The organism is Couchioplanes caeruleus, assembly GCF_003751945.1.
GTDB lineage: Bacteria > Actinomycetota > Actinomycetes > Mycobacteriales > Micromonosporaceae > Actinoplanes > Actinoplanes caeruleus.
This window is the reverse complement of sequence record NZ_RJKL01000001.1, coordinates 3,924,650-3,940,365: the sequence shown is the minus strand read 5'-3', so window position 1 is coordinate 3,940,365 and position 15,716 is coordinate 3,924,650. Positions and strand designations below refer to the sequence as shown.

The following is a 15,716-nucleotide window of genomic DNA, read 5'->3' as shown; positions in this document are numbered from 1 at the left end:
CGGTGGCCGGACCGTTACCATCCGACTTCTGTGTGCCCGGGGAATGCGAGCTGGTCCGGCGCGTTACGTTGAACGTCCGCGTGTCCGCCGTCCGCGACGGGCCGCGCCGAGTGAGTCCGAAGTTTGGGAGTGCCGTGCCGAGCAACGCCAGGACGACCCGTCTGGTCATCGTCGAGTCCCCGTCGAAGGCCAAGACGATCGCCGGCTACCTGGGGCCCGACTATTTCGTCGAGGCCTCCTTCGGTCATGTCCGCGACCTGCCGAAGAACGCCGACGAGGTCCCCGAGAAGTACAAGGGTGAGCCCTGGGCGCGGCTCGGCGTCGACGTGGACAACGGCTTCAGCCCGCTCTACGTGGTCTCCTCCGACCGCAAGCAGCAGATCGCCAAGCTGAAGCAGCTCGCCAAAGAGGTCGACGAGATCTTCCTCGCCACCGATGAGGACCGCGAGGGCGAGGCCATCGCCTGGCATCTCGTCGAGACGATCAAGCCCAAGGTCCCGGTCCGCCGGATGGTCTTCCACGAGATCACCCGGCCGGCGATCCAGGCGGCGGTCGCCAACCCCCGCGAGATCGACAAGGACCTGGTCGACGCGCAGGAGGCCCGGCGCATCCTCGACCGTCTGTACGGCTACGAGGTCAGCCCCGTGCTCTGGAAGAAGGTCATGCCGAAGCTCTCGGCGGGCCGGGTCCAGTCCGTGGCCACCCGGATCGTGGTCGAGCGCGAGCGCCAGCGGATGGCGTTCCGCACGGCGGAGTACTGGGACATCAACGCCCAGCTCGCCATCCAGGAGAAGGCCGAGGGGACGCGCTCGTTCTCCGCGACGCTGATCGCGCTCAACGGCGACCGCGTCGCGACCGGCAAGGACTTCGAGCCGACCACCGGCCGGCTCAAGGCCGGGGCCGCGGTCGTGCATCTGGACGGCGACGGCGCCCGCGGGCTGGCCGCCCGCCTGGAGGACCGGCCGTTCACCGTCACCCGGGTCGAGGAGAAGCCGTACCGGCGCCGGCCGTACGCGCCGTTCATCACCTCGACGCTGCAGCAGGAGGCCGCGCGCAAGCTGCGGATGTCGTCGGCCCAGACGATGCGGACCGCGCAGCGGCTGTACGAGAACGGTTACATCACGTATATGCGTACCGACTCGGTGAACCTGTCGGAGACGGCCATCGCGGCCGCCCGCCGGCAGATCGCCGAGCTCTACGGCGAGCGCAGCGTTCCGCCGGAGCCGCGCCGCTACACCGGCAAGGTCAAGAACGCGCAGGAGGCTCATGAGGCCATCCGCCCCGCCGGAGACGTCTTCCGCGCCCCGGGCGAGCTGGCCAACGAGCTGTCCGGCGACGAGTTCCGGCTCTACGAGCTGATCTGGCGGCGTACGGTCGCGTCTCAGATGACCGACGCCGTCGGAAACTCGATCTCCGTGCGCATCCGGGCGGTCTCGACCGCTCAGGAGGAGGCGGACTTCGCCGCGACCGGCAAGACCATCACCGACCCCGGCTTCCTGCGCGCCTACGTCGAGTCGTCCGACGACGAGAACGCCGAGGCCGAGGATGCCGAGCGCCGCCTGCCCAACCTGGTCAAGGATCAGCCGCTGACCGCCGAGGAACTGGCCGCGGTCGGTCACCACACCAGCCCGCCGGCGCGCTACACCGAGGCCTCGCTCGTCAAGGCCCTGGAGGAGCTCGGCATCGGCCGCCCGTCGACGTACTCGTCGATCATGCAGACGATCCAGGACCGCGGGTACGTGGAGAAGCGCGGCCAGGCGCTGATCCCGACCTTCATCGCGTTCGCGGTGATCGGCCTGATGGAGCAGCACTACCCGCGCCTGGTCGACTACAACTTCACCGCGGCGATGGAGAACGACCTCGACGGCATCGCCGGGGGCGAGAACGCCTCGCTGGACTTCCTCACCTCCTTCTACTTCGGCAGCCAGAAAGCCGGCGCGGACGACGCCATCGCCAACGCCGGGGGTCTGCGCAAGCTGGTCACCGAGAACCTCAGCACCATCGACGCCCGGTCGATCAACTCGATCCCGCTCTTCGCGGACGAGGAGGGTCGCATGATCGTGGTGCGGGTCGGCCGGTACGGGCCGTACCTGCAGCGGCAGCACCCGGGGGCCACCGAGGAGTCGCCGAACGACCGCGCGTCCATCCCGGACGGCGTCGCGCCCGACGAGCTGACCCCGGAGAAGGTCACCGAGCTCTTCCTGGGCGGCGGCGGCGAGCGCAGCCTCGGCGACGACCCGGCGACCGGCGGGCCGGTGCTGCTCAAGTCCGGCCGCTTCGGCCCGTACGTGGAAAGTGGTGAGCGGCGCTCGTCGCTGTTCCGCACCCAGTCGCCGGAGACCCTCACCCTCGAACAGGCGCTGCAACTGCTGAGCCTGCCCCGCGTCGTGGGCAAGGACCCCGAGGGCGCCGAGATCGTCGCCAAGAACGGCAAGTTCGGCCCGTACGTGCAGCGCGGCACCGACTCGCGGTCGCTGCAGAGCGAGGGCGAGCTCTTCACCATCACGCTGGACGAGGCGCTGGCGCTGCTGGCCGCCCCGAAGACCCGCCAGCGCGGTGCCGCCAAGCCGCCACTGCGCGAGATGGGTCCGGACCCGGTCACCCAGAAGCCGATGGTGATCAAGGACGGGCGGTTCGGCCCGTACGTGACCGACGGCGAGTACAACGCGTCGCTGCGGCGGGACCAGACGCCGGAGGAGCTGACCGTCGAGCAGGCGTCCGAAATGCTCGCGGAGAAGCGCGCCAAGGGCCCGGCCCCGAAGAAGAAGGCCGCGGCGAAGAAGGCCCCGGCGAAGAAGGCCGCCGACGGCGCCGAGCCCGCGAAGAAGGCCACGGCCAAGAAGGCGGCGGCGAAGAAGGCGACCGCGGCCAAGAAGGCGACTCCTGCAAAGAAGGCGGCGCCGGCGAAGAAGGCGACCGCGCGGAAGGCCGCGCCCGCGAAGGCGACCGCCGCCACCGAGTAGGAAGTGCCGGGCCAGGACCCGCTCCGGCGGGCCCTGGCCGACAGGACCTATGCGTCGTCGGCCGGCTGAAGCTGCGCGCTGGTGGCCCGGGTGTAGCCGTGCTGCGGAGGCGCCCACCGGGTGCCCGACCCGACGGCCGCCGGGGTTCGCTCGGCCGGCCGGCCGACCGTGATCCGGCCCGGCCACCAGTTCCGGTCGCCGAGCACGGCCATCAGCGCCGGCAGCACGTACGTGCGGATCACCAGCGCGTCGATCAGGATGGCGGTGGCCAGCCCGACGCCGAGCTGCTTGAACTCGATCAGGCTCAGCGTGCCGAAGATCGAGAAGACCCCGACCATCACGACGGCCGCACTGGTGACCACGCCGGCCGAGCGGGTGATGCCCTCCTCGACCGCCGCGCGCAGGGGCCGGCCCTGCTGAGCCGCCTCGCGGATCCGGCTGACCACGAAGACGTGATAGTCCATCGACAGCCCGAACAGGATCACGAACAGGAACAGCGGCAGCCAGTTGATCAGAGCGCCGGACGAGCTGAAGTCCAGCACGCCCTCGGCCCACGTGTGTTGGAAGACCGCTACCAGCACGCCGAACGCCGCCGCTGCGGAGAGCAGGTTGAGCAGGACCGCGGACAGCGCGATGGCGATCGAGCGGAACATCACCGCCATCATCCCCATGGTCAGCAGCAGCACGAAGCCGACCACCCAGGGGAGCCGTTCCTGCAGGTGGTGGGTGAAGTCGTCGCCCTGGGCCACCTTGCCTCCGACCGCGTACTCGACGCCGGAGATGCCGCTGACCGCCTCCGGTAGCCAGCTCCGCAGGGCGGCCAGCGAGGCATGCGCGCCGTCCGACTTGGCGGAATGCGGCGTGCCGACGGTGACGGTGTGCACGGTCCGGTCGGCGGACTCCCGTACCGTCGGCTCGCGGTCCTTGGCGAACAGCGGATCGGCCTCGGCCTTGTCGATCAGCCCCTGCAGCGCCGTGGTGACCGCCTCCGAGTGCGCGGCCGGCGCCCGCACGACTACCTGGTGCGTGGTGCCCTCGCTGGGGAAGTGCGCCGTCAACCGGTCCATGGCCCGGACCACCGCGATGTCCCGGGACAGGTCCTCGGTGCTGGACTGCTTGAGCCTCATGTCCAGCGCCGGCGCCGCCAGCGCCAGCAGCGCGCCGACCGACACGATCAAGGTGAGCACGGGGTGGGACAGGGCCGGACGCAGTAGCTTCGGCCACACCCGGGATGGTCCGGAACGCATCGTGAGGCGCCACAGGAACGGCACCTTGGGCCGATCCACCCAGCGGCCGAGCTTCGCCAGCAGCGCCGGCAGGACGGTCAGCGACGCCAGCATCGCGACCGCGACCACCACGATCGAGCCGGTGGCCAGCGAGGTGAAGGTCGTCTCGCGGGCCAGGTAGAGACCGGCCATGGCCACGATCACCGTGATGCCGGACATGAGGACGGTGTGACCGGAGGTCAGTGCGGCGATCTCGATCGCGTCGAGCCGGTCCCTGCCCCTGGCCCGTTCCTCCCGTTCGCGCTTGACGAAGAACAGCGAATAGTCGACGCCCACCGCCATGCCCATCAGCAGGATGACGTTGGTGACCGTGCTGGTCGCCGGCACGAAGTGGGAGACCAGCGCGGAGAGGCCGATGGCGGCGCCCACCGAGGAGAGCGCCAGCACCACCGGGATGCCCGCCGCGATCACCGCACCGAAGACGACGAGCAGGATGAGCAGGGTCATCGGCAGGCTGAGGAACTCGGCCCGTGCGAAGTCCTCGCCGAGGGTCTCGGTCAGGCCCTTCGCGGTCGAGCCGGTGCCGACCTGTTCGACCCGGAAGCCGGGGTGCGCCCGCTGAACGGCCGCGCTCTGGTCGAGCAGAGGTTGCACGTGCGCGTCCGCCGTCTCGGTGTCACCCGCCATCGTGACCGGGACCAGGACCGCTTCGCCGTCCGGGGCGGGGATCGCCTTGCCGACCTCGGCGACCTCGGGCAGGGCCCGCATCCGCGCGATGACGTCGTCGGACACCGCCTCGGCCGCGGTGGCGTCGAGCTTGCCGCCGTGCTCGGCGGTGATCAGGACGCTCTCCTCGGGTGCCTCCGCGAAGTCGCCGGACGCCTCCAGCCGGGTCGCCGTACCGGACTCGCGCACGCCTGACTCGGCGTCGCTGATCCGGTTGGTGCCGACCGCGCCGCCCAGCAGGTAACACACGACGACGAAGGCCGTCCACAGGCCGATCGCAGACCACGGATGGGTCGCGCTCCAGCGCGCGATCCGCACCGTTGCCGGGTTCTTCCTCACGTTGTTCCTCTCGAGCCCACGGATGTTTCGGGACCTCGATGACGCTAGGGAGCCACGGCGTCGGCGCCTATGAAGTGAACCCCCGAAAACCGGGTGGGAGACCGCAGTCGGATCCTGCGGAAAACCACAGTCGTCCGGGTCAGGAGCCCAGGTACCGCAGGACGGCCAGGACCCGCCGGCTGTAGCCGGTCGTCCGGGTCAGCGCCAACTTCTCGAAGATCATGTTGGCGTTCTTCTCCACCGCGCTCTGCGAAATGTGCAGCTTCAGCGCGATGGCCGCGTTGGTGTGGCCCTGCGCCATCTGTTCCAGCACCTCGCGTTCGCGGGTGGTGAGCCTGCTCAACGGGTCCACGCGCGTGGTACGGGCCAGCAACTGGCGGACGACCTCGGGGTCGATGGCGGTCCCGCCGTGGTGCACCCGCTCGAGCGAATCGAGGAACTCCTCGACCCGTGACACCCGGTCCTTGAGCAGGTAGCCGACTCCGGCGGTATCGGAGGCCAGGAGCTGGGTGGCGTAGTTCTTCTCCACGTGTTGCGACAGCACGAGAACACCGACCGTCGGCCACCGGCGGCGGATCTCGAGTGCCGCACGCAGGCCCTCGTCGGTGTGCGTCGGCGGCATGCGGATGTCCACCACGATGAGATCCGGCCGGCGTTCTCGCACCTCGCGGACCAGCTCGTCGCCGTCACCGACCGCGGCGAGCACCTCGTGCCCCTCCTCGGTGAGCAGCCGGATCAGCCCCTCGCGCAGCAGGATCGAATCTTCGGCCAGGACTATTCGCAAGGAATCTCCACAGTGATCTCGGTCGGTCCGCCCGGTGGGCTGCTGACGAACAGCTCGCCGTCCAGGGCGGCGACGCGCAGACCCAGCCCGGACAGCCCGCTGCCCGCCGGATCCGCGCCGCCGCCACCGTCGTCGGTGATCCTGGCATGGACACGGCCCCGGCCGTGCCCTATCACCACGGCGATCGCGGTGGCGCCGGAGTGCTTCACCGCGTTGGTCACCGCCTCGGAGACCACGAAGTAGGTGGCGGTTTCCACCGGTCGGGGCAGCCGGGCGGGCAGGTCGAGGTCGATCCGCACCGGAATGCCGGCCCGTTCGGCAACCCCCGCCAGCGCCTCCGGCAGGCCGAGGTTGTCCAGCGCCGACGGGTACGCCCGCCAGGCCACCTCGCGCAGCTCGACCAGTACCTCCTCCGACGCGCGGTGCGCCTGTTCCAGCAGGCGGCCGGCCTCCACCGGGTCGCGGTGCCGGCGGGCCCGGCCCAGCAGCATGGCCAGGGCGACCAGCCGCTGCTGGACGCCGTCGTGGAGGTCGCGTTCGATGCGCTGACGTTCCCGGTCGACGGCGCGCACGATGCCGGCCCGGCTCGTGGAGAGCTCGGCGATCCGCCGCTTGAGCAGCTCGCGCTCCGAGGGCCCGAAGTAGCGGCGGGCCAGCCTGCCGTCGAGGGCGGCCAGCGCGATGATGCCCTGCACGTCCAGGAAGAGCAGCACGCCGCCGAGAAGCACCTGCGCGAGGAGCTCCCAGATGCCGACCGAGCCGCGGATCACACCTCGGGTGAGCAGCACGACCAGCACCACGCCGAAGCCGAGCAGCCCGACCACCACCCCGGAGAGCAGCCCGGTGGTCAGACGGGCGGCCAGATAGGGCAGGGTCTTCCGTTCGTCGCGGTCGGCAGGGAAGACGTCGCCGAAGAACCGGGACCGGCGGCGCAGCTCGAGGCCGGTCAGCCACCGCACGCCGGCGAGGAACCGTCGGACGGCCGCCGGGCGGGTGCGCGGCCAGAGCATCGCCGGTCCGAGCACGATGCCCCCGGCCACGAGGTAACCGGCCTCCAGCAGCGCGGTCAGGATGCCGGCCAGATATCCCAGAGCCCGGTTGGTGAAGGATGCCACCGGCAGTCTCACGGTGTCGGTGGGCGGCTAGCTGCCCAGTACACGTTCGAGGTAGGCGTTGGTGAAGACCCTGCCGGGATCGAGCTGGTCGCGCACGGCCAGGAAGTCGTCGAACTTCGGGTACGCCCGGCGCAACGACTCCGCGCTGCGATAGTGCATCTTGCCCCAGTGCGGGCGCCCGCCCAGCGACTCGCACACCGCCTCGAAGGCCCGGAAGTACGGCTCGTACGGACTGCCCGAATACTGGTGGATCGCGATGTACGCGGAGTCGCGCCCGTACCCGTGGGAGAGCCAGATGTCGTCGGGTCCGGTGAAGCGCACCTCGACCGGGAACTGGATCTTGAACGGCAGCCCCTCGACGATCCGCGGCAGAGCGGCCAGCGCCTCGGTCACGCATTCGCGCGGGAGTTCGTACTCCATCTCGACGAAGTGGACGCGGCGCGAGGTGCAGAACACGCGGTCGGACCGGTCCGTGAAGGTCCGGGCCGTCAGGGCCCGGGCCGCGAGCGCGTTCATCGGCGCGACGGCAGCCGGGAACTTCTGACCGACCTTGCAGACGCCCTGGAACAGGGTGTTGGACAGGAACTGCTCGTCCAGCCAGTTCCGGAAGCCGGACAGCGGCCGGTCCGACACCGGCACCTTGTTGTTGCGCTTGAGCTGCGCCCGGTCCGTGTACGGATACCAGTAGAACTCGAGGTGGTCGTTGGTGGCGATCTGCTCGTCCAGCCCGGAGAGCACCTCCGCCAGTGGGAGCGGTCGCTCGTCGGCGAGCAGGACGAAGGCCGGCACGCAGCGCAGCGTCACCTCGACGAGTACGCCCAGGGCGCCGATGCCGAGCCGCGCGGCCGGGAAGAGCTCGGACGACGAGTCGATGTGCAGGATCGACCCCGAGCCGGTCACCAGGGTCACCGCCTCCACCCCGGAGGCCAGGGTGGAGTGTGCCCGGCCGCTGCCGTGGGTACCGGTGGAGATGGCACCGGCGACCGTCTGGTGGTCGATGTCACCCAGATTGGGCATCGCCAGGCCGTGCTCGGCCAGCAATGCGTTCAGCCGGAAGAGGGGCATACCGGCCTGAACCGTGACCAGGTCCCCGTCGATGGAGACCAGCTCGTTCAGCCGGTGCAACACCATCCGCTGGTCGTCGGCGACCGCGATGTCGGTGAAGGAATGGCCGCTGCCGACCGCCTTGACCCGGCGCCCGGCGGCTGCGGCCTCTTTGACCAGGGCCGCTACCTCGTCGGCGGTGCCGGGAGTGAGGACGTCGACGGCGACGGACTCCTGATTGCCGCCCCAATTCCGCCAGCGACGGGAGGCAACGGGAAGCACTTTGTCACTGGTCATTACGGTTCTGTCCTCCCGACGAGCGGACAGTCGCACAAAACCGGGGATGCCGCGCGTCCCCCGCGTCCCGTCGATGCGCCTCGCTCGTTGATCCGAGTAACGTTCCGATTGAGGGTTGTTCGCGACCACTCTTGACCTCCGCTTCGCGCAGGCCAGCGACGGCCTTCTGACCGTCGCGAAGAATCCTCATTATCACTGCTGAGAGGGAGTGGCGACGCGTGTCGACACCAACCGTCACCACCGGACCGCTGCGGCGGGTTCCGGTGCAGGGCAGAAGCGTTGCCCGGGTCCAGCGCATGCTCGACGCCTGCGCGGAGCTGGTGGACGAGGTCGGGTACGAGGGCCTGACCACCACCCTGTTGGCCGAGCGGGCCGAGGTGGCCATCGGCTCGGTGTACCAGTTCTTCCCGGACAAGCGGGCCATCGTCCAAGCCCTTGCCATGCGCAATATGGACGCCTACTTGCAGAGTCTGTCGGCGCGCTTCGGCAACGAGACGTTCGCCCATTGGTGGGACGGCGTGGACGCGGCGATAGACGCCTACATCCACATGCACCGCAGCGTGCCGGGTTTCCGGACGCTGCACTTCGGTGACGTGGTGGACCTGCACCTGCTCGACGCCGAGCGGGACAACAACACGGTCATCGGCGACCGCATCGCCGAGCTGCTGGTGGACCAGTTCCAGCTCATGGACCTCGAGCGGCTGCGCTTCGCGCTGCTGATCGCGGTCGAGGCGGCGGACGCGCTGATCAAGCTCGCCTTCCGGCGCGACCCGGCCGGCGACGATGCCGTGCTGACCGAGGCCAAGGCGCTGATCCGCGAGTACCTGCACCGCCACGTCCCGGCGTGACCGACCGCACCGGTTAGCCGAGGAACGCATACCCCTCGCCCCGGTACGTCGGGGTCGGCGTCGCGGTGTCGCCGTCGACGAGGTGCACCTCGTTGACGTGTTCGCACAGTTCGCCGGCCTTGGCGTGACGGAACCACACCCGGTCGCCCGGCCGGAGCTGGTCGGCCACCGCGCCGATCAGCGGCGTCTGCACCTCGCCGGCGCCCTCGTCGGAGCGGAAACGCAGCCCCTCCGGCAGCCACGGCGTCGGCTGCCGGGACGGCCCCACCGGGCCCGAGGCGATCCAGCCGCCGCCGAGCACCGTGGCGATCCGCGGCGCCGGCCGCCGGACCACCGACAGCGCGTAGAAGGCCGCCGGGACCGGCCGCCAGGCCCGGTAGGCGTCGAAGAGCGTCGGCCCGAACAGCCCGGAGCCGGCCGCGATCTCGGTGATCGACGGGTCGGCGGCGGTGGCGGCCATGCTCCCGGTGCCGCCGCCGTTGACGAACTCCAGGTCGGCGTGTTCGCGGACCGCCCGGACCGCGGCCATCCTGCGCTTGAGCAGCTCCGGCAGGGCCCGGCGCTGGATGAGGCGGATCGCCCGTGCGCGCAGCGCCTGGCCGGGCGGGGCGTCGCCGAGGCCGGCGATGTGTGCCTCGTACGCCATCATCGCGACCAGCGTGAAGCCCGGCCGCGCGACCAGCCGGCGTGCCAGCGCGCCGGCCTGCGCCGCGGAATGGACGGGCGAGCGGCGTACGCCCACGTGCAACGGGCCGGCGGGCCGCCAGGACGCGTCCAGTTCCAGGCAGAGACGTACCGGAGGACGGCGGCCCGGTGCGGTGACCGTGTCGACGAGATCGAGGTGGCCGGGGCTGTCGACCATGATCGTGATGGCCTCGGCGAGCCGCGCGTCGGCGGTCAGCTCGGCGAGGGCGGTCCGATCCACCGTCGGGTACGCCACCAGCACGTCGTCGCTGACTCCGGACCGGACCAGCCAGATCGCCTCGGCCAGCGTGTAGGCCATGACCCCGGACCAGCCCGGCCGCTGCAGCACCCGCTCGAGCAGTGCCCGGACCCGGACGGACTTGCTCGCCACCCGGATCGGCTTGCCGGCCGAGCGCACGCTCAGCGCCGCGGCGTTGGCGTCGAAGGCGGCCAGGTCGACCGCGGCCACCGGCGTCTCGAGGTGGGCCGTGGCCCGGTCGAGGCGTTTTTGTCGAGCGCTGCGTTCGGCGATCACGCGAGCAACCTATCCGCTCGGCGGACAATGCGAAATACCTTCATCTATCCGCCACCCCTACGAGCGCGGCACGGTGACCGGCGTCCGCCCGTTAGAGTGCTTCGGGCAGTGACTACCTGGAGGTAAGGCCATCGACACCGAAGCCAGCACGGCACGCAAGGACGCCGGCCCCGTGGACCTCTCCGGGATCGCGGCGCTGCGCTCCGTGCTGCGGATCCGCCCCTTCCGGCGGCTCTGGCTCGTGCTCAGCGTCGCCTCCTTCGGTGACTGGATCGGCATCCTCGCCACCGCCCTCTTCGCGGCGCAACAGGTCACCGGCAGCGTCGCGCAGGGCAGCGCGTTCAGCAGCACGATCGCCATCCGCCTGGTTCCCGCGCTGATCCTGGGCCCGATCGCCGGGGTGATGGCCGACCGGTTCGACCGGCGCTACACCATGGTCATCTGCGACATTCTGCGCTTTCTCGTGTACGGGTCGATCCCGGTCGTGGCCCTCGTCAGCGACTCCGGCGGCCTCACGGTGACCTGGGCGGTGATCGCGACCTTCATCGGCGAGACGATCACCCTGATGTGGATCCCCGCCAAGGAAGCCGCGGTACCGAACCTCATCCCCAAGGGCCGGCTCGAGGCCTCCAACCAGCTCACGCTGATCACCACGTACGGCATCACCCCGATCCTGGCCGCACTGGTCCTCGCCGCCCTCGACGGCGTGGTCCGTCCCATCGGCGGCCTGCCCCCCTGGGCGTCGCCGGTGCAGATCGCCCTCTACATCAACGCGCTCTCCCGGGCCGCCACCGCCGCGGTGGTGTTCTTCGGCATCAAGGAGATCAGCGCCGGCCGCAGGGAGCGGCAGCAGAAGAACGCCGAGCAGAGCATGTTCCGGCAGTTCGTCGAGGGCTGGAGGTACATCGGCCGGACCCCGTTCGTGCGCGGCCTGGTGCTCGGCATCTTCGGCGCGTTCGCCGGCGCCGGCATCGTCGTCGGCACGGCCCGCTTCTTCACCGCCTCGCTCGGCGCCGGTGACGCGGCCTTCTACCTTCTCTTCGCGACCCTGTTCATCGGCCTCGCGATCGGGATCGGCCTGGGCCCGGCCATCGTCCGGGAGCTGTCCCGGCGGCGCTGGTTCGGCATCAGCCTGGTCCTCGCCAGCGGCGCGGTCGCCTTCCTCTCGGTCGCCTTCCACCTGTCCATGGCCCTGTTCGGTGCGCTGTTCGTCGGCGCCGGGGCGGGCATGGCGTTCCTCGCCGGCGTCACGCTGCTCGGCGGCCAGGTCGACGACGAGGTCCGCGGGCGGGTGTTCGCCGTGGTCCAGATCGGCGCGCGGCTCGTCCTGCTGCTCGCCATCTCCCTCGCCGGCGTGCTGGTCGGCGTCGGCAGCTCCCGTACGGTCCGGCTCGGAGACATCGCCGTCGACATCTCGTCGACCCGCGTGCTGCTGCTCGTCGCCGGCGTCGTCGGGGTGTGGACCGGCGTCGCCGCCTTCCGGCAGATGGACGACAAGCGCGGCGTACCGGTGCTCGCCGACCTGCTCGGCGCGATCCGGGGGCGTCCGCTGTCGCCGGCCGAGCAGTTCACCCGTAAAGGAATCTTCGTGGTCTTCGAGGGCGGCGAAGGCGCCGGCAAATCCACCCAGGTCACCCGCCTGTCCGAGGAGCTGCTCGCGGCCGGGCACGACGTCGTCGTCACCCGCGAGCCGGGCGCGACCGACGTGGGTGCGCGCATCCGCAGCCTGGTGCTCTCGCACGGCGAGGAGGCCGACACCCCCTCTCCACGCGCGGAGGCCCTGCTCTACGCCGCCGACCGGGCGCACCACGTCGCCACCGTCGTCCGCCCGGCGCTGGAGCGGGGCGCCGTGGTGATCAGCGACCGGTACGTCGACTCGTCGCTGGCCTATCAGGGCGCCGGTCGTACGCTTCCGGTCCAGGAGATCTCGTGGTTGTCGTCGTGGGCGACCGGCGGTCTCAAACCCGACCTGGTCGTGCTGCTCGACGTCGACCCGGGCGTGGGGCTGAGCCGGGTGGACAGCCGCGGCCAGGGCACCGACCGCCTGGAGAGCGAGTCGCGTTCCTTCCACGAGCGGGTCCGGTACGCCTTCCTCGACCTCGCCTCGGCGGATCCGAAGCGCTACCTGGTGCTGGACGCGGCGCGGCCGGCCGACGAGATCGCCGGTGTGGTGGCCGCGCGGTTCAAGGCCCTGATGGGCGTCGCGGACGGGGTGCCGTCGGACCCGGATCCGACGATGGTGGTGCGGACGGGCGCCGATCCCGAAGCGACCATGGTCGTGCGTGCGGGCGTGAACCCTCGCCCGGAGGAGACGGTGGTCGTGCGGTCCGTGGGCGGCCCTGACGAGACCGCCGTGATCCTGCCCGCCGGCACGCCCACTTCCTCGCCGGATGTGACGCAGGTCGTGGCGTCGCCGGACGCGACGCAGGTGGTCGCGGCGCCGGACGCCACCCAGGTCGTGCCGTCCTCCGATGCGACGCAGGTGGTGCCGCGGGCCGAGGACGAGCCGGGTGGGCGACCGCCGGGCGGCGAGCGAGAATCGACGCCATGAGTGTGTTCGCCGAGTTGGTCGGGCAGGACGAGGCCGTCGAGACGCTGAGCCGGGCCGCCGCGGCCGCCGCCCGCATCGTCGCCGGCGACACCGCCGGGGCCAACGGCGCCATGACTCACGCCTGGATCTTCACCGGTCCGCCCGGCTCCGGCCGCTCCGTCGCCGCCCGCGCCTTTGCGGCCGCCCTGCAGTGCGAACGCGGTGGCACCGGGTGCGGCGAGTGCCACGGCTGTCACACCGCCCTCGGCGGCACCCACGCCGACATCCGGTTCGTCGTGCCCGAGGGCCTGTCGATCGGCGTCAACGAGATGCGGGCCCTGGTGCTGCGCGCCGGCAGCGCCCCGTCCGGCGGGCGCTGGCAGGCGGTCGTGATCGAGGACGCCGACCGGCTCACCGAGGCGGCCGGCAACGCGTTGCTCAAGGCTGTCGAGGAGCCGCCGCCCCGGACGGTGTTCCTGCTCTGCACCCCGTCGACCCACCCGGACGACATCTCGGTGACGATCCGGTCGCGCTGTCGCGTCGTACCGTTGCGGCAGCCGCCGGCCGAGGCCGTCGCGGACGTCCTGGTACGCCGGGACGGCATCGCCCCCGACGTCGCGGCCTGGGTCGCGGCGGCCGCCCAGGGCCATGTCGGACGGGCCAAGCGGCTCGCCAAGGACCCCGACGCCCGCAGTCGCCGGGAGGCGGTCCTCACCGTGCCGCGCCGACTGACCGGCGTCGGCGCCTGCTTCGACGCGGCGTCGGCGCTGATCGAGGCGGCGGAGGCCGAAGCGGCGGCGGCCTTCGCGGAGACCGACAGCGCCGAGCGCGCGGCCCTCGAACAAGCGCTCGGCGCCGGAGGCACTGGCCGCGGTGCGGCGGGCGCCATGCGTGGGGCGGCGGGACAGATCAAGGACCTCGAGAAGCGCCAGAAGTCCCGCTTCACCCGCTCCCAGCGGGACGCCCTCGACCGGGCCCTGGTGGACCTGGCCGGTTTCTACCGCGACGTCCTGATCACCAGCCTGCGGGCGCCGGTCAGCGTGGTCCACACGGATACCGCGGCGCAGTCGTCGGCGGCGGCCGGAAAGTGGACGCCCGAGAGCACGCTCCGGCGCCTCGAGGCGGTGCTCGCCTGCCGCGACGCCATCGAGCAGAACGTCAAACCGAAGATCGCGGTGGAAGCGATGATGCTCAGCCTCTGGCGCGGATAGTTATCCACAGCGGGCGTCCACAGGGGATGCGCGGTGGTCTCCGGACCGGTACGTTCGGTGCCGTAACGCCACCAAGGCGCCACGCCCCGTAAGGAGCCGACGGATGCCCCGCGAGATCGACGAAGCGTGGATCGACGAGGCTATCGAGCGCTACCGCCGCCTCGACGTGCTGCGGGCGGAGTTCGACAAGGCCGTCAGGGCGCATGTCGTCTCGGTCCACTCGCCGGACGACACGGTGGAAGTCCTGGTCACGGCGGCGGGCGACATCGCCGACGTGCGGATCCGCGGCGACCTGCACCACCGCAACGCCGCGGAGCTGGCACGAGAGGTGCAAGCGGTGGTCACCAACGCGAAGGAAGCGGCCCGCTGGGCGCGGGAGAAACTTCACGACGAGACCTTCGGCGCCTTCCGGGGTCTGGGGGAGCGATGATGGAGCAGCTCGCGGAGGACCTCGAAGCTGCTGCGGACGGGCTCACCACTGTGGACCGCTCGCTGTCCGCCTACGCGGCCTCGCCGGGATCGTTCGGTGCGGACGAGGCCGGCGTGCCGGGCCGGCTCGGACGTCAACTGCACGACCATTGGCGCGCGGTGCTCGGCGCCCGCTCCCGCGAGGCGGCGGACGCCTCGAAACGGCTGCTCGACATCGCGGCCGACGTCCGTATCACGGCGCAGACCTACGGCGAGACCGACGACGAGACGGCCCGCCGCATCCGACGGGGGATCTGATGGACCGGCTCGGACAGCTCTTCGACACCGCGGGCCCGCTCCTGCGCCGCGTCGACGCACTGCTCGACGTCGGCGGCGCACCTGCCGAGCATGGGGTGTGGGCGCAGCTCCGGCGCGTACGGCTGCTGTCCGGAGACGCGGTGCAGGCGGTCGCCGCGCTGCGCCCGGCCGACCTGGGCGACGCGGCCCCGGAGCTGCGCGCGGACGCCCGCACCTACGCGGCGCTGGCCGCATCGCTGCCCGTGCCGAAGGAATGGTCGGGAGCGGCGGCGGAGGCATACGAGAGGGCCCGCCGGCGCACGGCCGCCCATCTCAGCGGCGACGCGGACAGCTTGGGCGACCGCCTCCGAGCCTCGGCCGACCTCGCGGACGATCTCGTCGACTGGATGCGCACCAGCCGGGAAGCGCTGGCCGTAGCCCTGGCGGAAGTCCTCGGCTCCAGCGAGGCGATCACGCTGTCCGCGGACACAGTGGACATCCCCTCGCCGGCGCAGATCGCCGCCGCGGCCGACGTGGCGGAAACCATCCTGCGAACCGTGGCCGACGCCTACGACCGCGCCGCCGACCTCCTGCACACCTCGTCGGCCCTGGCCGAGCCCCTCGCGCCGGCCCGCTGACTCACGCAGGCGTGGGGGAGCTCTACTCCGGCCCGCTGAGTCGCACAGGCCCGTTGGCTTGACGCCGGCCC

Annotated in this window: 12 protein-coding genes; 7 read left to right on the top strand and 5 right to left on the bottom strand. The window is 71.3% G+C overall.

The features are described 5' to 3' along the window. Window positions 1-134: 134 nt before the first annotated feature. Window positions 135-2,963, top strand: coding sequence for a type I DNA topoisomerase (gene topA, locus EDD30_RS17520; protein ID WP_071805486.1), 2,829 nt, complete (start codon window positions 135-137; stop codon window positions 2,961-2,963). 47 nt (window positions 2,964-3,010) lie between these two features. On the opposite strand, the gene EDD30_RS17515 is transcribed toward topA, so the two are convergent. From EDD30_RS17515 to EDD30_RS17500, 4 genes are all read right to left on the bottom strand, one after another. Then, entirely contained in the window at window positions 3,011-5,254 is a 2,244-nt protein-coding gene (locus tag EDD30_RS17515) for an MMPL family transporter (RefSeq protein ID WP_084556398.1), read from the bottom strand. A 139-nt stretch (window positions 5,255-5,393) separates the two neighbouring features. Beyond that, on the bottom strand, window positions 5,394-6,038 hold the full coding sequence (locus EDD30_RS17510; RefSeq protein ID WP_071805484.1) for a response regulator transcription factor: 645 nt from the start codon (window positions 6,036-6,038) through the stop codon (window positions 5,394-5,396). Next, window positions 6,029-7,153, bottom strand: coding sequence for a sensor histidine kinase (locus EDD30_RS17505; RefSeq protein ID WP_071805482.1), 1,125 nt, complete (start codon window positions 7,151-7,153; stop codon window positions 6,029-6,031). Before EDD30_RS17505 ends, EDD30_RS17510 begins: the two co-directional genes overlap by 10 nt. Window positions 7,154-7,180: 27 nt before the next feature. Continuing rightward, on the bottom strand, window positions 7,181-8,494 hold the full coding sequence (locus EDD30_RS17500; RefSeq protein ID WP_071805481.1) for a D-arabinono-1,4-lactone oxidase: 1,314 nt from the start codon (window positions 8,492-8,494) through the stop codon (window positions 7,181-7,183). 218 nt (window positions 8,495-8,712) lie between these two features. Here EDD30_RS17500 and EDD30_RS17495 point away from each other — a divergent pair, with 218 nt between their 5' ends. Further along, complete coding sequence (locus EDD30_RS17495; RefSeq protein WP_244945292.1) at window positions 8,713-9,342, top strand: TetR/AcrR family transcriptional regulator; 630 nt, start codon at window positions 8,713-8,715, stop codon at window positions 9,340-9,342. Window positions 9,343-9,355: 13 nt separating this feature from the next. Here EDD30_RS17495 and EDD30_RS17490 read toward each other — a convergent pair whose 3' ends face one another. Beyond that, entirely contained in the window at window positions 9,356-10,561 is a 1,206-nt protein-coding gene (locus tag EDD30_RS17490) for an amino acid deaminase/aldolase (protein ID WP_071805477.1), read from the bottom strand. Between the two features lie 241 nt (window positions 10,562-10,802). Here EDD30_RS17490 and tmk point away from each other — a divergent pair, with 241 nt between their 5' ends. The 5 genes from tmk to EDD30_RS17465 all read left to right on the top strand — a co-directional run bounded on the left by tmk (window position 10,803) and on the right by EDD30_RS17465 (window position 15,645). Then, window positions 10,803-13,112 carry a dTMP kinase gene (gene tmk / locus EDD30_RS17485; RefSeq protein WP_244945610.1) on the top strand — a complete coding sequence of 770 codons (2,310 nt, stop codon included), beginning with the start codon at window positions 10,803-10,805 and terminating at the stop codon, window positions 13,110-13,112. After that, on the top strand, window positions 13,109-14,302 hold the full coding sequence (locus EDD30_RS17480; RefSeq protein WP_071805473.1) for a DNA polymerase III subunit delta': 1,194 nt from the start codon (window positions 13,109-13,111) through the stop codon (window positions 14,300-14,302). The genes tmk and EDD30_RS17480 overlap by 4 nt, the downstream gene beginning before the upstream one ends. A gap of 103 nt (window positions 14,303-14,405) precedes the next feature. After that, window positions 14,406-14,732, top strand: coding sequence for a hypothetical protein (locus EDD30_RS17475; protein ID WP_071805471.1), 327 nt, complete (start codon window positions 14,406-14,408; stop codon window positions 14,730-14,732). After that, window positions 14,732-15,028, top strand: a complete 297-nt coding sequence (locus tag EDD30_RS17470) for a type VII secretion target (RefSeq protein ID WP_071805469.1) — start codon at window positions 14,732-14,734, stop codon at window positions 15,026-15,028. The genes EDD30_RS17475 and EDD30_RS17470 overlap by 1 nt, the downstream gene beginning before the upstream one ends. After that, window positions 15,028-15,645 (top strand): hypothetical protein, encoded by a 618-nt coding sequence (locus EDD30_RS17465; RefSeq protein WP_071805467.1) that lies wholly within the window; start codon window positions 15,028-15,030, stop codon window positions 15,643-15,645. Before EDD30_RS17470 ends, EDD30_RS17465 begins: the two co-directional genes overlap by 1 nt. Window positions 15,646-15,716: the final 71 nt, after the last annotated feature.